Below are 17,593 nucleotides of genomic sequence, written 5' to 3'. Positions count from 1 at the left end.
GCCCGCCTCCTCTCAATCGGCCGCGCCCGCCTTCGGCCCACGCGCGCGGGCTCCGTCCACGAAGAGCCGCACGATCGCCCGAAACTCCTTGCGCAGCACGACGCCCGGCGTGCTCAGCCAGCGCAGCAGCGCGGCCAGATAAAGGTGATGGAACCAGACGGCTAGTTGCGCAGGATCGCCCCCCTTGCTCAGCTCGCCATCCCGCTGCCCCGCGGCGATGAGCTGACGCCACATCGCAACGATGTCGCCGCCCCCCTCAGGCGTTTCGCCTTCCCCACCGCCGATGGTCGAGAAACGATGGCGCAGGTACGCCATCAGATACGCCGGATGGCGCTCGCACCATTGCGCCGACGCATCGAGCACGCAATTCACCCGCGCAACAAAACTCCGGCGCCGCGCCACTTCGCGCTCCAGATGCGCGAGGTCGCGCGCCAGTTCCGCTTCGAGCCAATACGCGAGCACTGCCTCCTTGGTGGCGAAATGGTTGTAAAGCGTGCGCCGCGCGACATCGGCCCGGTCGGCGATCTGCTCCATCGTCACCGCGTCGTAGCCGGCGGCCTCGAATAGCGCCGCCGCCGCCGTGCTCAGATGCGCCAGCATCTGCTGACGCTTGCGCGCGCGCCGCCCCTCGTTCTCCTGCGAAGCTTCCATGATCCTGCTCTTTGAGTAATTTGCACATTGTGCATTATTATACGTCGTGCACATTATCTGATTTCGACACGACCGGCGCCATGCGCACGAAGATCATCCGATGAAGCTCACCGTCGTCACCTATGGAACCGAAGGCGATACCCGCCCGCTCGCCGCGCTCTGCCGGGTCCTCATGGAGACCGGGCACGAAACGCATCTGCTCGCCGACCGCGCCACACTCGGCTCGGCCGTGGCGCTCGGTGTCCCCGCATCGGCGCTTTCCGGCGACATCCGCGCGGCGCTCATGCCCGGCGCAACGCTCGGCTCCGTGGTGAGCGGCAAAGCGCGCTTTAATGCCACGGCGAAGGCGCTCGCGTCGATCGCGAACGCCAGCACGCACGCGTGGATGCAGGAGACGGCCGACGCCTCGGCCGGCTGCGACGCCATCATCGTCTCGGGGCTGGCCGCGTTCGTCGGGCTCTCGGTGGCCGAATACCGGCGCGTTCCGGTGCTTGGAGCGGGCCTGATCCCGCTCACGCCCACGGGCAGGTTCGCGTCGCCGTTCCTGCCGCCGGGCAAGGTGCCACGCTGGCTCAACCCTGTTAGCCATCGGCTGGTGAACGGCCTGCTGTGGCGCGCGTTCCGGCGCGCGACCAACGCGGCGCGTGCGCGGGTCTGTGGCCTCGAGCCGCGCGGCGGCGTATGGACCGACCATCCCATGCTCTACGGCGTCTCGCCGAGTCTGCTGCCGCGTCCGCGTGACTGGCCCGCGAATGCGACGGTCTGCGGGCAATGGCGAGCGCCATCGGGCGACTGGACGCCGCCCGCCCACCTCGCCCGCTTTCTGGCTGCGGGTGAACCGCCGCTCTACATCGGCTTCGGCAGCATGGCCGGGTTCGACCGCACAGGCCTCGTGACGGCGCTGACCGAGGCCGCCGACGGACGCCGCGTGCTCTTCTATCCTGGTTGGAGCGGCGTGAATACCGCGCTGCTGCCGAAAAATTTTTGCGTGATCGGCGAGACACCGCACGACTGGCTCTTCGCGCGCGTAAGCGCAGTCGTTCATCACAGCGGCTCGGGCACGACCCACTCGGCTTGCCGGGCCGGTGTGCCTTCCGTAGCCGTGCCGTTCGCGGGCGACCAGTTTTTCTGGGCGCACCGTCTCGCCGCGCTGGGCGTGGCGCCGCCCGCCGTCGACGGCAGGCGCCTGCGCGCCGCGGCGTTGAAACAGGCGATTGCTTACGCGGAGCGCGGCGACGTCAAGGCGCGAGCGGCCGCGCTGGGCAGCCGCATGGCTGGGGAAGATGGTTTGGCGACTGCGGTAAGCGAGGTCGAGCGGCTCATCGCGCGCTAGTTCGAACACAGCGACATAGAAGCGCCACGCATGGCCCTCGCCTTGGCCGAGATCACGCCATGCCGTTTTTCGTTGGCGAAAAAAAAGCGCCACGTGTGAACGTGACGCTTTGAAAAGTTCTAGCCATTCCGAGGGCCGTGCTAGAACCTGAGAGACGGTATTCGACCACTGGATCAACGCCGGATTTATGCGAATTGCATACTCCGGAACACTTAAAAACCCCGCGAGATTGGCGGGGTTCTCCGTTTTGGTCGAAAGCAAGTTGAATTTTTTATCCAGCCGCTGACTAAGTCAAGCAAAATCTCGCCAGAATACGCGAGCCATCAAACATTTCTCCGCCTGCCTCTACCGCCTCCGTGTTCCGCGATTTTTCCGACATCCCTTCACTCGTTCCTGCACCCGATGGCACGAGCTGTAACCGCCGTAACGTCTCGAAAGATACTGGGCTGGACTGTAACGGAGGCATCGACGTAGCATCATGCTTTTTGGCTGATTGGCTCCCGGCCTGACATCGGTTAGCCTTGCGCCGGCCGCCGCAGGCGCCTTTGCGCGGCGAGCGCGCGACGTGCAAGGCATCGGCGCGGCAACGCGCCGGCAACCTGTGCCGGTAGCCCGCGCCGTTAGTCCGGGCGGGTCGCTCGTCCCGTCACGCGTCAATGGCCGCGAACGGCCCGCCAGCCAGCGCCCAACAGGCACCTGACATCAACCTTGCGCGCGTCTCGCGTAGCATCGCGTCATACGTGAGCGGATGTGGCTGAGGGAGGCCGCGCACATCGCCCCTCGCCGACCGCTCGCGCACCCGACCAATCCGCTCAACCGACAAGCACGTCACCGATTTTGTTACCGACCTGACCGATGGATAAAGAAGAACAGCGCCCGGATTCCCCTCGTCGAGATACCCCCCCTGCATCCTCCCGGCCCCCTTCGGGCGGCCCGGCGCCACGCAAGGGCCGCGGCAAGCTGATCGCGCTTGCCATCGTGCTGATCGTCGCTGCCATCGCGCTGCTGCGCTGGCAGCCCTGGAGCAAGGACCCCAGCGGTGCTGCCGGCCCCGCCGCCGCGAGCGGCGGCCGCGCGCGCCATGGCGGCCCCGGCGCGATGGCGAACATGCCGCAGCCGGTCAGCGCGGCGACCGCCAGATCCGGCGACATGCCCATCGTCATCACGGCGCTCGGCACGGTCACGCCGCTCGCCGACGTCACGGTGCGCACGCAACTTTCCGGCACGCTGCAGAGCGTGAACTTCGAGGAAGGCCAGATGGTGAAGAAGGGCGACGTGCTCGCCCAGATCGACCCGCGCCCCTATCAGATCTCGCTCGCCAACGCCGAAGGCCAGCTCGCGCGCGATCAGGCGCTGCTCGCCACCGCCCGCCTCGACCTCAAGCGCTACCAGACGCTGCTCGCGCAGGACTCGATCGCGAGCCAGCAGGTGGACACGCAGGCCTCGCTCGTGAAGCAGTACGAGGGCACCGTCAAGTCGGATCAGGCCAACATCGACACCTACAAGCTCGACCTCACCTATGCGCGCATCACGGCGCCGGTGTCGGGGCGCGTGGGCCTGCGTCAGGTCGATGCCGGCAACTACGTCACGCCAGGCGACACCAACGGCATCGTCGTGCTCACGCAGCTGCAGCCGATCAGCGTGATCTTCACGACCTCCGAAGACAATCTGCCGAGCATCATGAAGCCGTTGCGCGCGGGCACGAAGATGTCGGTCTCGGCCTACGACCGCAGCAACACCACGCTGCTGGAAAGCGGCTTCCTGCAGACCATCGACAACCAGATCGACACCACGACCGGCACCGTGAAGCTGCGCGCGAGCTTCGCCAACGACGACCAGTCGCTGTTCCCGAATCAGTTCGTCAATGCGCGCCTGCTCGTCGACACGATCCACGACGCGGTGATCGTGCCCACCTCGGCCGTGCTCAACGGCTCGCAAGGCGCGTATGTCTATGTGATCAAGCCCGACAACACCGTGACCGTGCGGCTCGTGAAGGTCGGCCCGGTCGATGCCGAGCGCACCAGCATCGCCTCGGGCCTCGCCGTGGGCGAGCGCGTCGTGATCGACGGCTCGGACCGCCTGCGCGAAGGCTCGAAGATCACGATTCCCGCCGAGCGGCCCAAACATGCGTCCGGTGCAAAGGGTGCATCGTGGGCCGGCGCGGCATCGGGCGCCTCGGGGGCGCACCACGGCCATCACCGCAAGGCCTCCGGCGCTGAGGGCCAGTAAGCCGCATGAATCCATCCCGCGTCTTTATTCTGCGTCCGGTCGGCACGGCGCTGCTCATGGCGGCGATCATGCTGGTCGGCCTCGTCGCGCTGCGTTTCCTGCCGCTTTCCGCGCTGCCCGAAGTCGATTACCCGACCATCCAGGTGCAGACCTTCTATCCGGGCGCGAGCCCGGACGTGATGACGTCCTCGGTCACGGCGCCGCTCGAGCGCCAGTTCGGGCAGATGCCGTCGCTCAACCAGATGTCGTCGCAAAGCTCGGCGGGCGCCTCGGTCATCACGCTGCAGTTCAGCCTAGATCTGCCGCTCGACGTGGCCGAGCAGGAAGTGCAGGCGGCCATCAACGCGGCCGGCAACCTGCTGCCTTCCGACCTGCCCGCGCCGCCGATCTACGCGAAGGTCAACCCGGCCGACGCGCCGATCCTGACGCTCGCGATCACCTCGAAGACGCTGCCGCTCACCCAGGTCCAGGACCTTGCCGACACGCGTCTCGCACAGAAGATCTCGCAGGTCGCGGGCGTGGGCCTCGTGAGCCTCACGGGCGGCCAGCGCCCGGCCGTGCGCATCCAGGCGAACCCGCGCGCGCTCGCGGCCTACGGCCTGAATCTCGACGACCTGCGCACAAGCATCTCGAACCTGAACGTCAACACGCCGAAGGGCAACTTCGACGGCCCGACGCGCGCCTACACGATCAACGCGAACGATCAGCTCACCGACGCCGACGCCTACAAGGACGCCGTGATCGCCTATCGCAATGGCCGCCCGGTCATGCTCACGGACGTGGCGAACATCGTGCAGGGCGCCGAGAACACCAAGCTCGGCGCGTGGGTCAACAACACGCCTGCGATCATCCTGAACGTGCAGCGCCAGCCCGGCGCGAACGTGATCCAGGTGGTGGACAGCGTCAAGGCGCTGCTACCGCAATTGCAGGAAGCGCTGCCCGCCTCGCTCGACGTGCAGATCGTCACCGACCGCACCACCACGATCCGCGCCTCGGTGCGCGACGTGCAGTTCGAGCTGCTGATGTCGGTCGTGCTGGTGGTGCTGGTGATGTACCTGTTCCTCGCCAACATCTACGCCACCATCATTCCGAGCCTTTCCGTGCCGCTCTCGCTGATCGGCACGCTCGCGGTCATGTACCTGTGCGGCTTCTCGCTCGACAACCTCTCGCTGATGGCGCTCACGATCGCGACCGGCTTCGTGGTGGACGACGCCATCGTCATGATCGAGAACATCGCGCGCTATGTGGAGGACGGCGAATCGCCGCTCGAAGCCGCGCTCAAGGGCTCGAAACAGATCGGCTTCACGATCATCTCGCTGACGGTTTCGCTGATCGCTGTGCTGATTCCGCTGCTCTTCATGGGCGACGTGGTGGGCCGGCTCTTTCACGAGTTCGCGATCACGCTCGCCGTGACCATCGTGATCTCGGCCGTGGTCTCGCTCACGCTCGTGCCGATGATGTGCGCGAAGATGCTGCGCCACACGCCGCCGCCCGAGAGCCACCGGTTCGAGGCGCGCGTGCATGGCTTCTTCGATTACATCATCGGCCGTTACGGCGTCGCGCTCGAATGGGTGCTCGCGCGCCAGCGCCTCACGATGATCGTGTTCGCCATCACCTTCGTGCTCACAGGCGCGCTCTACGTGATCGTGCCCAAGGGCTTCTTCCCCGTGCAGGACACCGGCGTGATCCAGGCGATCACGCAGGCGCCGCAATCGGTCTCGTACGCGTCGATGGCCGAGCGCCAGCAGGCGCTCGCCACCGAGATCCTCAAGAACGAGAACGTGGATAGCCTCACCTCGTTCATCGGCGTGGACGGCACCAATATCACGCTGAACAGCGGCCGCATGCTCATCAACCTGAAGCCGCGCGACGACCGCAGCGAGACGGCGAGCCAGATCATCCGCGACTTGCAGCAGTCGGTCTCGCACATCTCGGGCGCGACGCTCTACATGCAGCCGGTGCAGGACCTCACGATCGACTCGACCGTGAGCCCGACGCAATACCAGTTCATGCTCACGACGCCCAATATCCAGGACTTCACGACCTGGGTGCCCAAGCTCGTGCACCGTCTCGAGCAGGTTCCCGAACTCGCCGATGTCGCAACCGACCTGCAGGACCAGGGCCAGTCGGTGTTCATCGAGATCGACCGCGCGAGCGCCGCGCGCTACGGCATCACGCCGGCGACCGTGGATAACGCGCTCTACGACGCGTTCGGCCAGCGCATCATCTCGACGATTTTCACGCAGTCGAACCAGTACCGCGTGATTCTCGAAGCCGATCCGGTCATGCAGCACTACACGGATTCGCTCAACGGCATCTATCTGCCCTCCTCGACCTCGACCACGGGCCAGGTGCCGCTCTCGGCCATCGCCAAGTTTCACGAACGACCCGCGCCGCTACTCGTCACGCACCTCTCGCAGTTCCCGGCCACGACCATCTCGTTCAACCTGGCCCCCGGCGCGTCGCTGGGCGCGGCGGTCAAGGCGATCCAGCAGGCCGAGAAGGACGTCGGCCTGCCGGGCTCGTTCCAGACGCGCTTCCAGGGCGCGGCGCTCGCGTTCCAGGCGTCGCTCTCGAACGAGCTGTTCCTGATCCTCGCGGCCATCGTGACGATGTATATCGTGCTGGGCGTGCTCTACGAGAGCTTCGTGCATCCGATCACGATACTTTCGACGCTGCCGTCCGCCGGGATCGGCGCGCTGCTCGCGCTGATCATGACCGGGCACGACCTCGACATCATCGGCATCATCGGTATCGTGCTCTTGATCGGCATCGTGAAGAAGAACGCGATCATGATGATCGACTTCGCGCTCGACGCCGAGCGCAACGAAGGCAAGGCGCCGCGCGAGGCGATCTATCAGGCGTGCCTGCTGCGCTTCCGCCCGATCATGATGACGACGATGGCTGCGCTGCTGGGCGCCTTGCCGCTCATGCTGGGCACCGGCGCGGGCTCGGAGCTGCGGCGCCCGCTTGGCATCGCGATCGCCGGTGGCCTGATCGTGAGCCAGGCGCTCACGCTCTTCACCACGCCCGTGATCTACCTCGCGTTCGACCGCATCGCCGGGCGCATGCGCCAGCGCTTCGGCGGCGGCTCGCACCCCGGCGCGCCCTCATCATCTGCGCCTTCGTCGACGGAGCACTGACGCGATGAATCTCTCGCGCCCGTTCATCAACCGCCCCGTCGCCACCACGCTGCTCGCGATCGGCATCGCGCTCGCGGGCCTCTTCGCGTTCGCGAAGCTGCCCGTCGCGCCGCTGCCGCAAGTGGACTTCCCCACCATCTCCGTGCAGGCGACGCTGCCCGGCGCGAGCCCCGAAACCGTGGCCACCAGCGTGGCGAGCCCGCTGGAGCGGCACCTGGGCTCGATCGCCGACGTGACCGAGATGACCTCGCAAAGCTCGGTGGGCAGCACGCGCATCACGCTGCAGTTCGGCCTGAACCGCGACATCGACGGCGCCGCGCGCGACGTGCAAGCCGCCATCAACGCCGCGCGCGCCGACCTGCCGACGAGCCTCAGGCAGAACCCGACCTACCACAAGGTCAATCCCGCCGACGCGCCGATCCTGATTCTCGCGCTCACCTCGCCCACGCTCAGCGCGGGCCAGCTCTACGACTCGGCGGCCACGGTGCTGCAGCAGTCGCTCTCGCAGGTGGACGGCGTGGGCGAAGTCGACGTGAACGGCTCCGCCAACCCGGCCGTGCGCGTGGAGCTGGAGCCGCACGCGCTCTTTCACTACGGCATCGGCCTCGAAGACGTGCGCGCGGCGCTCGCCTCGGCGAACGCGAACAGCCCCAAGGGCGACATCGAGTTCGGCCCGCAGCGCTTCCAGCTCTACACCAACGATCAGGCGAGCAAGGCGAGCCAGTACAAGGACCTCGTCATCGCCTATCGCAACGGCGCGGGCGTGAAGCTCTCCGACGTGAGCGAAGTCGTCGATTCGGTCGAAGACCTGCGCAACCTGGGCCTCACCAACGGCAAGCACTCGGTGCTCGTGATCATCTACCGCCAGCCCGGCGCGAACATCATCGAGACGGTGGACCGCGTGATCGCGATGCTGCCGCAGTTGAAGGCCTCGCTGCCCGCCAGCGTCGACGTGATTCCCGCCTCGGACCGCTCGGTCACGATCCGCGCCTCGCTCAAGGACACCGAGCACACGCTCATGATCGCCGTGGCGCTTGTCGTGATGGTGGTGTTCCTGTTCCTGCGCAACTGGCGCGCGACGCTGATCCCGAGCGTGGCCGTGCCGATCTCGATCATCGGCACCTTCGCGGCCATGTACCTGATGGGCTTCTCGCTCGACAACCTCTCGCTGATGGCGCTCACCATCGCGACGGGCTTCGTGGTGGACGACGCCATCGTCGTGCTCGAGAACATCTCGCGCCACATCGAGAACGGCGTGCCGCGCATGAAGGCCGCGCTGCTCGGCGCGCGCGAGGTGGGTTTCACGGTGCTCTCGATCAGCGTCTCGCTGGTGGCCGTGTTCCTGCCCATTTTGCTGATGGGCGGCATCGTCGGGCGCCTGTTTCGCGAGTTCGCGCTTACGCTCTCGCTAGCGATCGCCGTGTCGCTCGTGGTCTCGCTCACGCTCACGCCGATGATGTGCTCGCGCCTGCTCGAGCAGCCGCAGGAGAAGAAAAAGGAAGGCCGCTTCGGCCAGTGGCTCGAGCGCGGCTTCACGCACCTGCATCGCGGCTACGAGCACACGCTCGGTTGGGCGCTCGCGCATCCGCGGCTGGTGCTCCTGACGCTCGTCGCCACCATCGCGCTGAACGTCGTGCTTTACGTGGTCATCCCCAAGGGCTTCTTTCCGCAGCAGGATACGGGGCGGCTCGTGGGCGGCATCCAGGCCGACCAGTCCACCTCTTTCCAGGCGATGAAGGTGAAGTTTGCCGAGATGATGAAAATCGTCGGCGAGAATCCGGCCGTCGATCAGGTGGTGGGCTTCACGGGCGGACGCGCGACCAACTCGGGCTTCATGTTCGTCTCGCTCAAGCCCAAGAGCGAGCGCAAGCTTTCCGCCGACGAGGTGATCGCGCAGCTGCGCGGGCCGCTCTCGCACGTGGCGGGCGCGCGCACCTTCCTGCAGGCCGTGCAGGACATCCGCGTGGGCGGGCGGCAGTCGAACGCGCAGTATCAGTTCACGCTGCTCGCCGACAACACCGCCGATCTCTACAAGTGGGGGCCGAAGCTCACCGAGGCGCTGCAGGCGCGCCCCGAGCTCGCCGACGTGAACTCGGACCAGCAGCAAGGCGGCCTCGAGTCGATGATCACGATCGACCGCGCGAGCGCGGCGCGCCTGAACATCACGCCTTCGCAGATCGACAACACGCTCTACGACGCGTTCGGCCAGCGCCAGGTCTCGACCATCTACAACCCGCTGAACCAGTACCACGTGGTGATGGAAGTCGCGCCGCAATACTGGCAAAGCCCGGAGATGCTCAACCAGATCTGGGTGAGCACGTCGGGCGGCACGGCCAGCGGCGCGCAGAGCACCAACGCGACCGCGGGCACGGTCACCGGGCCTTCCACGTCGAGCGCCTCGACCGGCGGCACGGGAGCAACGTCGGCCTCGAGCGCCGCGGCCATCGCCGCCGACTCCGCGCGCAATCTCGCGATCAATTCGATCGCGGCGAGCGGCAAGTCGAGCGCGTCCTCGGGCGCGGCTGTCTCGACGGCGAAGGAAACGATGATCCCGCTCTCGGCGATCGCCTCGTTCGGGCCGGGCACGACGCCGCTCTCGGTGAACCACCAGAGCCAGTTCGTGGCCTCGACGATCTCGTTCAACCTGCCGCCGGGCAAGTCGCTCTCGGACGCCACCCAGGTCATTTACGACACGATGGCCGAGAGCGGCATGCCGCAGACCATCCACGGCAGCTTCCAGGGCACCGCGCAGGCGTTCCAGCAATCGCTCGACAACCAGCCGCTGCTGATTCTCGCGGCGCTCGCGGCCGTGTATATCGTGCTGGGCATCCTCTATGAGAGCTACATCCATCCGCTCACGATCCTCTCGACGCTGCCTTCGGCAGGCGTGGGCGCACTGCTCGCGCTGCTGCTCTTCAAGACCGAGTTCAGCATCATCGCGCTGATCGGCGTGATCCTGCTGATCGGCATCGTGAAGAAGAACGCGATCATGATGGTGGACTTCGCGATCGACGCGTCACGCCAGGGGTTGAACTCGCGCGATGCGATCTACCAGGCGTGCTTGCTGCGCTTTCGGCCGATCATGATGACGACCTGTGCGGCGCTGCTGGGCGCGCTGCCGCTCGCGTTCGGGCGCGGCGAAGGCGCGGAGCTGCGCGCGCCGCTCGGCATCTCGATCGTGGGCGGGCTGATCGTGAGCCAGGCGCTCACGCTCTATACGACGCCGGTGGTGTATCTGTATATGGACCGGCTGCGCGTGTGGTGGGATGAGAAGCGCGGCCGCGCGGCGCCGCCGCCGCGGGTGCTGGAGTAACGATCGGGTGCAACGCTAGCGTGGCGGCTGAAACAGTTCCTCAGCCGCTTTTTTTTACGATGTCCTCTCGATCGGTCATCGTAAATGTATCGGCATGCCGGAACGAACGCGCATTGACGGGACACGCCTGTGATCTAAGCGCGGATCAGCGTTTCGCCATGGAAAACATGATAGGGCGCCGACTCGAGGTTCATACGCTCCGGGATGGGTAGTCCGTTTCCACAGTAGTCGATCTCTACGTAGCTCAAATGCCCCGAGTCATTAGTGAACAATAGAATTTCAAGCGATCGTGACCCGTTGGGTTCGCCAAGGTCCCGAAAGTCGGCTTCAAAGACAAGGCCGTAGCCGTGTCCGCGCGTCGATATTTCAGGCACGCTGCCACGCGCAGGCATTGATAGCGCGAAACTGTTGCACCCGCAGTCGCAAAGCTCACCGATTTCAGCATTCTCGAATTGCGCCGCGAGCGCATCGCGATTCGGAAACTGGCAGTGTTCGACGATGAATGCGATCCAATACGCTGCGCGCTGCAGATCATTTCGCATGTTGCGCCTGGACGGCTGTGGAGCGGATCTCATCGACGAGCCCCAGCGCATGCTGACAGAGACTTTGCCATGGAGCACCCAGCAGAGATGAAGGTATGGTCATACCCATACATCCCGATATAGATGAAGTTCCTTCGACCACGTCGCGAGGTTCGTCCAGATCTGCCTCAATGGCGTGCCCGAGTTCCGCGAAGCCTCCTCTACCGCCTTCACCACGACGGGTACCGGCACCTCGTCAAGGATGATTGAGATTTGCGATTCGTATCCTTCGGGAATCCGACCGGTTGCGAATGCATTGGCCAGCAAACGCTCATTGAGATGACCTCTATAGCTGACGTTCGCACTTACCGCAGCCTTATAGAGGCCCCGTTGCTCCGGCCTCGGCGTGGCAGCGAGTTCGAGACCGAGCACGCTGAGTAGCGGAATCAGCTTGTTGATGCCCAGGTCCTTGACTTGGCCCGACTCGAGCCGTTTGACGGTAAGCCGCGACAGACCGGCGAGCCTCGCCAGTTGTGCCTGCGTGAGATCGAGTTCCGCGCGCCGTTTAGCCACTGCCTGGCCAATCTCGTAGAGTTGCATGACGACCTCCGCAAAGCCTACACCGGCCGCCGCGCCTCGCGCGATCAAACCCGCCCTGCCCGCCTCAAATCCATCGGCAAACAGCGCACCAGCAGATGCAACACGAGCGGCACGAGAATGCCGTCGTCAACCACGCCCACCAACGGCAGCGCGATATTGAACGGCGCGAGTGCATAGAGCGCGACGAGCGCCGTCGCGGGCATCAACCATCCCGGCCGTCCGGGCTGACGCAGCGCGAACCACAGCACGCGCAGATCGCCCTTCACGACATTCCACAATAGCGCGATACGTTTCATCTCCACCCTCCTTGCCCGCGCGCGGACTGCAACGGACGCCTCGTCAATGCTGCTCGTGCCCGGGTGCATCCGAGCGCGAAGTGCGCACCACGAGCCCATCCGGCGAGAAATGGGCGTTGAACATGCCGTCGCCGGCCACGCCGCCTTCGGCCCAGTGCCAGCTCCATACTTCCTCGTGGCTCAGCGCATACTTCGCGATCGTCGCCGGCTTGCCGAGCAGACGGCGGACCTCGTCCTGCGGCATGCCCGGCACCACTTGCGCAATATTCTGCGCCGTCAGCGCCTGGGTCATCGCAACCAGCTTGCCGTCCGCGTCGAAGTCGAGCATCCACGTCGTCAAGCCGTTCGGCCCGCGCGGGTATAAATGGGCGTTGAACATGCCGTCGCCGGCCACGCCGCCTTCGGCCCAGTGCCAGCTCCATACTTCCTCGTGGCTCAGCGCATACTTCGCGATCGTCGCCGGCTTGCCGAGCAGACGGCGGACCTCGTCCTGCGGCATGCCCGGCACCACTTGCGCAATATTCTGCGCCGTCAGCGCCTGGGTCATCGCAACCAGCTTGCCGTCCGCGTCGAAGTCGAGCATCCACGTCGTCAAGCCGTTCGGCCCGCGCGGGTATTCGAGGCGCTGCGCGCCGTCGTCGTCCTCCCACACCATCTCCGGCTTGCCTGCCTGACGCCGCACGTCCTCGACCGTCGAGACACCGATTTTCAGCCCGCCGAACGCCATCGAATCCGGCTTGACCGCATTCACGGCGTCGGCGACTTTCTGCTGGTCGCAGGCGCTGAGCAGCGCGGCACAGGCCGCGGCGGCCAGAACGACAAGGTAATAGTTTGCGCGTTTCAGTTTCATCTCCGTTCGGTCGGTGCCGCGCGATTATCCCGCACGAGGCATCATTGAAGCAGCGGCGCTCCCTCGCCGGCGCGCTCGCGCTCACGCCCGTCGCCCGCGGACTGCGCTGTGCGCAAGGCGCCGCGCAGCCAAGCCAGCGCACGCTCTGCCTCCGGCTCCGTCAGCATCCGTTTGACGAGCACCACCTGCATGTCGTCGACGGCGCGTGGCGTGCGGAAAATCTCTTCGTCGGGCATGCCGTGCGCCTTGAGCGCCTGGCCGACCGGGCTCAGCGTCATCTTCAGCTGCGCGAGGTCGAAGCGCGCGTGAGTCCAGCCCGTGTACCAGTGCCACTCCGTGTAATAGAGCCAGCTGCGTTCGTTGAATGCACGCACGTGCGTCGGGTCTTGCCACGCGCCGTACGAGAGGTCATAAGGCACGCCGATGCGCATCGCCCCACCCACGCGCAGCAGTTCGAGGCAACGCGTCATGAACGTCACCAGATCCGGCACGTGCTCGAGCACGTCCATCGTCGCGATCTCGTCGAACTGGCCCGCTTCGAGCCGCGTCAGGCCGTATTTGGGGCTGAAGAAGATCCGCTTCAAGCCTGCGGCGTGAGCGAGATCACCGAGGATATCGGGCTGCCATTTCGGGTCGATGTCGATATTCAGGCGCTCCGGGTCGTAGGCCTTGCCGCTGCCCAGATTGATGCGACGAGGCAACGGCCGCGAAAGCTGCGCGAGCACCGCCGCAAGGATCGCGGCCTGATCGCGGCGGGCGAAAATTTCGAAGCCGCGCTGCTCCACCTCGCGACGCCCCGCATCGTCCCTGGCGAGCGCGATACAGGTTTGCACGATCTCGGCATACGGCACCGCCACGAGCGCATCGCGCAGGTCGTCGTCGATTTCGGTTTCGGGCTCGCACTCGCTCACCACGGCCTTGCGGTTGGCGAGCAAAAACGAGGTACGGATAACCTCGTGAATCTTGTCCTCGTAAAAGTGGACATTGAGCAGGATCTTGCTGCGCGCAATCCACTGGTCGCGCTCGGCGCCGTAGACACCCACCAGGTGCTGAACCACGAGGCCGGCTTCACGCAGTGCATCCAGAATCTTGCTGCGTCGTTCGTTGATCCAGCCATAAAAGAGCACGTCTACATCCTGCTGTGCGGCGGACTCGATGCAGGTGAGATTCGGGACATAGCCCGGTTTGAGCCGATAGACGTGGGGATTGCCGGTCAGCTCGCGGATACGCTCTATATTGGACGGCGAGTAATCCAGCACGACGTGACGACGCAACAACTCGATGTAGTGAGGAAATTGCGCGGGCCAGCCCGCCCTCATCTGCTCCAGATTCACGATGATGCAATTGCCGGGCAGCGCGGTGCCAGGGTTGAGCAGATGTCCGCCGAACACGAAGTTCACGCCCTCGCCCACGAGCAATTGATTGTCCACGGCGTCGACCTGCGAGCCCAGCGCCGCAAAGGCCTCCCGCAGGCCGGACGCGTATTCGCGGAACGCGGCGGTATGGGCATAGCCCGCGGGTTGTATCGTAACGATGCGTACGCGCTCGAAGAGGCGTACCGGGGTGGCGTGCTGCTCCATCTCGAAATGCTCCGTGGTGCCCGGCTCGCTCGGGATCCGGTCGCGGAGTGCCACGATGGGCCGATCGCTCTGGAGCAGCGCCGGGAAGACTCAGCTAAATCGCCGAGTATGCCAGCGCGATTCCTCGCGCCGAACGCTCACCAGGCGGTCCAGGACGCATCCGCTCATCTCATTGAGAAAAGCTTGTTTGAGCGCAACTGACTGCGCGACGAGCATGAAAGCCCAATGCGCCATTCGCGCGCGAACGGCTCCGCCCGCCCCGACAATTGGACCTCAAAGTTTCTGCCCGATCGCCAGCGTAAAAATACGCGCCCAGCGCTTCGCCTCGCGCTCGTTGGGCATGGGCAACTGCCAAAGCGGCTTGCCCGCATCGGCCACGCTGAGGGCGACGTGCCAGCCGCTCGCGTCCTCGCCGGGTTGCGCGCCTTTCAGGTCCGCGAAGATATACGCGCCGCGCGTCTCGCCCAGTTTGACTTCACACAGCCGCTTGCCGGCCGCGAGCCGCGCCTCGCCCCACGCGCCCGCCACGCGATGGGTCCAGTCGCCCTCGCCGCGCAAGTTCGGCGCCACTTCGCGGCGGCGCTGCAGCCAGTTCGCAAGCAGCGTGGCAAGCGCAGCCACGACCACGGCGGCCACGCCGATGGCCACGTCCGTGCCAAAGCGCGCGGCCAACGCCTGAAACGACCAGACCGCGCCGTAGACGAGCGCGGCGAATACGATGAAGAGAACGAGGATAGGCATACGAAGACGGGCCCCGCAGTGGCTCATAGGCCGCGGGTGACCACCGGGAACGGGAAAAGCTGCACGATACCAGCACGCAACAGGCGCGGCCCCGCCGAAGCGGCCCACGTTTGCCGCATCGCAAGCGCCACTCACGTCCCGCGGCGCGCGGCACGCGACGTGCTACGCGCCGCAGGCGTCGCGTTTTACTGTTGCGGATGCTGCGCGGCCCACTCCTTCACGGCGCGCAGCGTGTTCTCCACGTGCTTGTCGGGCGAGAGGCTCGTGTATTCGTAGATGATCTTGCCGTCCGGCGCGATCACATACGAAACGCGATTAGCCATGGCGTCGTGCATCGGCATCGACGCGTCGTAGGCCTTGATGATCTTCGAATCCTCGTCGGCGGCAACGGGGAACTTGCTGCGGCACTCGCTCACCGAGAACTTCGTGAGGGTGTCGATGTTGTCGTGCGATACGCCGATCACGGTCGCGCCGTACTGCTTGTACTGGTCGACGGCCTCGGCAAAATCATGCGCCTCGATCGTGCAGCCCTTGGTGAACGCCGCCGGGTAGAAGTACAGCACCACCGGCCCCTTCTTGAGCTCTGCGGCGAGCGAGTAGGTATAGGTTTTGCCGCCCAGCGACGCCTGCGTCGTGAAATCGGGCGCGGGGTCGCCCGGCTTGAGCGTCGCCTGCGCGCTCAGGGCGAAGAACGCAAGTCCGGCGCACACGAGCGCCGCGGCCCCCGCCGCGTAATACCTCGGTTTCATGTCGGATGTCCTCGTATGACCTCGAATGCGTCACCGGCAACCGGGCCAGCGCGGCGGCTCGATGCGCGAGCGGCGAGGCATGGCACGACGGTCTGCGGCGCGGTCCCGCCGCGTCCGGCAACGGCCCTATTGGACCACACTCCGCCTGCGCACGCAGAACGAGCACCGCGGGGCAGCACGAAGACGTACGACTGACACGTGCCTTTCAGCCATCGGCATACGCCGAAAACCAGGCGCTCGCCCACAGATTGAGCTCGCCGAGGAGTGCCGGCGTGAGCACCGCGAAACGCCCGCCCGCCTCGCTCACGAGCGCCTCGGCAAGCCGGTCGTCGCCGCGCTCGCAGGCCTGTGCCACGCGCAGCAGCATGCCGAGCTCGCCACGCTGGCCGTCCACGGCCTCGCTGATCTCGCGCGCGAGGCCGAGCTTCTCCAGCGTGTGCGCGGGCGTCGAGCCCACCAGCACATGCACTAGCGAGAAAATGCCCGTCATGAAGGCGGCGTCGGCGAACACGGCGTCGTTGGGCGCCAGGCTGCGCGCGGCCAGCTCCATGAAATGCGAGCGCGTGCCCGCGAGCTGCACGAGCGGGTCGCTGGCCCACGGCAGATCGCGGCCGCTCGCGTAGAGCAACAGCTGCGCCCAGCGCGCGATCTGGCGCGTGCCGGCCGCGAGCACGGCCTCGCGCAGCGACGAGATCGGCCGCCCCGGCGCATAGGCGCTCGAATTGACGAGCCGCAGCAGCTGCACGATCACGCCCGGATGGCTGCGCAGCTCGCGCTCGAGCTCGGCCACGCCGACGTCGCTCGCCACCAGCGCGAGCAGGCGCACGAGTGCAAGCCGCGAGGCGCGCACTTGTGGCGCGTGCAACATTTGCGGGCGCGCGAAGAAGTAGCCCTGGAACAGATCGAAGCCCAGGCCGCGGGCGTAGTCGAAGTCCTCGCTCGTCTCGACCTTTTCGGCGATCAGCGTCTTGCCCTCGGCTGCGATGGCCTCGACAAGCGCGGGCAGCGCGGCGCGCTCGGCCTGCAGCAGATCGACCTTGACGATGTCGGCATAGGGCAGCGCGCGAAGCAGGTTGTCGGTGAGCGCGCTCACGTCGTCGAAGGCGATGCGGTAGCCGTCGCGGCGCAGCTGCGCCAGGCGCTCGAGCACCGCCATGTCGAGGTGCACGTGCTCGAGCACCTCGAGCACGAAACGGCCCGGCGGCAACAGATGCACGATGTCGTCGAAGAGCAGCTCGCGGCTCATGTTCACGTAGCCGTGGTGACGCCCCAGCACGGCAGGCACGCCGAGCTGACCCATGGTGCGCGTGATCACGTGGGCGGTGGCGAGCGCGTCGTCGGTCACATCGGCGCGGTTATGCGCGCTGCCCCGAAACAGCAGTTCGTACGCGTTGAGCGCGCCGCTGCGGTCGAGGATAGGCTGCCGCCCCAGGTAGACAAACGGCTGGGAGCCAACGTGCGCACTGTGCGCGACAGGCTGATCGGATTGCGCTTGCGGGTGTGCACCGGCACCGCTGGCGTCTCGCGTTGCCGCGCGCACAGGCGGCGCGGACGGTGACGATGAATCGGACATGGCAGAAGATTCGA

General features: G+C 66.0%; 12 protein-coding genes and 1 pseudogene. 4 read left to right on the top strand and 9 right to left on the bottom strand.

Translation table 11 applies throughout. From position 1 onward, the window contains the following. Window positions 1–12: 12 nt before the first annotated feature. Window positions 13–651, bottom strand: a complete 639-nt coding sequence (locus tag E1956_RS09050) for a TetR/AcrR family transcriptional regulator (RefSeq protein WP_134748289.1) — start codon at window positions 649–651, stop codon at window positions 13–15. Between the two features lie 100 nt (window positions 652–751). On the opposite strand from E1956_RS09050, the gene E1956_RS09045 reads away from it, so the two are divergent. The 4 genes from E1956_RS09045 to E1956_RS09030 all read left to right on the top strand — a co-directional run bounded on the left by E1956_RS09045 (window position 752) and on the right by E1956_RS09030 (window position 10,669). Next, complete coding sequence (locus E1956_RS09045; RefSeq protein ID WP_134748288.1) at window positions 752–1,984, top strand: glycosyltransferase; 1,233 nt, start codon at window positions 752–754, stop codon at window positions 1,982–1,984. 855 nt (window positions 1,985–2,839) lie between these two features. Then, a complete protein-coding gene (locus tag E1956_RS09040) occupies window positions 2,840–4,213 on the top strand; it encodes an MdtA/MuxA family multidrug efflux RND transporter periplasmic adaptor subunit (RefSeq protein WP_134748287.1) in 1,374 nt (457 codons plus the stop codon). A gap of 5 nt (window positions 4,214–4,218) precedes the next feature. Next, window positions 4,219–7,356: an MdtB/MuxB family multidrug efflux RND transporter permease subunit gene (locus E1956_RS09035; protein WP_134748286.1), complete on the top strand. Its 3,138-nt coding sequence runs from the start codon at window positions 4,219–4,221 to the stop codon at window positions 7,354–7,356. A 4-nt stretch (window positions 7,357–7,360) separates the two neighbouring features. Further along, the gene (locus tag E1956_RS09030) at window positions 7,361–10,669 is read left to right on the top strand and encodes an efflux RND transporter permease subunit (protein WP_134748285.1); all 3,309 of its coding nucleotides are present in this window, start codon (window positions 7,361–7,363) and stop codon (window positions 10,667–10,669) included. A 134-nt stretch (window positions 10,670–10,803) separates the two neighbouring features. On the opposite strand, the gene E1956_RS09025 is transcribed toward E1956_RS09030, so the two are convergent. The 8 genes and pseudogenes from E1956_RS09025 to E1956_RS08990 form a co-directional block, all read right to left on the bottom strand. Then, entirely contained in the window at window positions 10,804–11,211 is a 408-nt protein-coding gene (locus tag E1956_RS09025; RefSeq protein ID WP_134748284.1) for a hypothetical protein, read from the bottom strand. A gap of 99 nt (window positions 11,212–11,310) precedes the next feature. Next, window positions 11,311–11,790 carry a helix-turn-helix domain-containing protein gene (locus E1956_RS09020; RefSeq protein ID WP_134748283.1) on the bottom strand — a complete coding sequence of 160 codons (480 nt, stop codon included), beginning with the start codon at window positions 11,788–11,790 and terminating at the stop codon, window positions 11,311–11,313. A 44-nt stretch (window positions 11,791–11,834) separates the two neighbouring features. Continuing rightward, window positions 11,835–12,086, bottom strand: coding sequence for a hypothetical protein (locus tag E1956_RS09015; protein WP_133193775.1), 252 nt, complete (start codon window positions 12,084–12,086; stop codon window positions 11,835–11,837). 337 nt (window positions 12,087–12,423) lie between these two features. Further along, window positions 12,424–12,936 (bottom strand): annotated as a pseudogene (locus tag E1956_RS47675) (hypothetical protein); the annotation flags it as partial. Between the two features lie 41 nt (window positions 12,937–12,977). Next, entirely contained in the window at window positions 12,978–14,570 is a 1,593-nt protein-coding gene (locus E1956_RS09005; protein ID WP_134748282.1) for a methyltransferase domain-containing protein, read from the bottom strand. A 219-nt stretch (window positions 14,571–14,789) separates the two neighbouring features. Further along, the gene (locus E1956_RS09000) at window positions 14,790–15,257 is read right to left on the bottom strand and encodes a hypothetical protein (RefSeq protein WP_134748281.1); all 468 of its coding nucleotides are present in this window, start codon (window positions 15,255–15,257) and stop codon (window positions 14,790–14,792) included. A gap of 185 nt (window positions 15,258–15,442) precedes the next feature. Next, a complete protein-coding gene (locus tag E1956_RS08995; RefSeq protein ID WP_028219122.1) occupies window positions 15,443–16,006 on the bottom strand; it encodes a peroxiredoxin in 564 nt (187 codons plus the stop codon). Window positions 16,007–16,211: 205 nt separating this feature from the next. Further along, window positions 16,212–17,579: an EAL and HDOD domain-containing protein gene (locus tag E1956_RS08990; RefSeq protein ID WP_134748280.1), complete on the bottom strand. Its 1,368-nt coding sequence runs from the start codon at window positions 17,577–17,579 to the stop codon at window positions 16,212–16,214. Between the last annotated feature and the right edge of the window lie 14 nt (window positions 17,580–17,593).

The organism is Paraburkholderia pallida (assembly GCF_004524855.1).
Taxonomy (GTDB): Bacteria; Pseudomonadota; Gammaproteobacteria; order Burkholderiales; family Burkholderiaceae; genus Paraburkholderia; species Paraburkholderia oxyphila.
Note: the sequence above shows the minus strand (reverse complement) of the source record. Positions and strands in the feature narration are given on the sequence as shown.

Coding starts and splice junctions, on each gene's coding strand:
- E1956_RS09050 (WP_134748289.1), bottom strand. CDS start 651: ATGGAAGCTTCGCAGGAGAACGAGGGGCGGCGCGCGCGCAAGCGTCAG.
- E1956_RS09045 (WP_134748288.1), top strand. CDS start 752: ATGAAGCTCACCGTCGTCACCTATGGAACCGAAGGCGATACCCGCCCG.
- E1956_RS09040 (WP_134748287.1), top strand. CDS start 2,840: ATGGATAAAGAAGAACAGCGCCCGGATTCCCCTCGTCGAGATACCCCC.
- E1956_RS09035 (WP_134748286.1), top strand. CDS start 4,219: ATGAATCCATCCCGCGTCTTTATTCTGCGTCCGGTCGGCACGGCGCTG.
- E1956_RS09030 (WP_134748285.1), top strand. CDS start 7,361: ATGAATCTCTCGCGCCCGTTCATCAACCGCCCCGTCGCCACCACGCTG.
- E1956_RS09025 (WP_134748284.1), bottom strand. CDS start 11,211: ATGCGAAATGATCTGCAGCGCGCAGCGTATTGGATCGCATTCATCGTC.
- E1956_RS09020 (WP_134748283.1), bottom strand. CDS start 11,790: ATGCAACTCTACGAGATTGGCCAGGCAGTGGCTAAACGGCGCGCGGAA.
- E1956_RS09015 (WP_133193775.1), bottom strand. CDS start 12,086: ATGAAACGTATCGCGCTATTGTGGAATGTCGTGAAGGGCGATCTGCGC.
- E1956_RS09000 (WP_134748281.1), bottom strand. CDS start 15,257: ATGCCTATCCTCGTTCTCTTCATCGTATTCGCCGCGCTCGTCTACGGC.
- E1956_RS08995 (WP_028219122.1), bottom strand. CDS start 16,006: ATGAAACCGAGGTATTACGCGGCGGGGGCCGCGGCGCTCGTGTGCGCC.
- E1956_RS08990 (WP_134748280.1), bottom strand. CDS start 17,579: ATGTCCGATTCATCGTCACCGTCCGCGCCGCCTGTGCGCGCGGCAACG.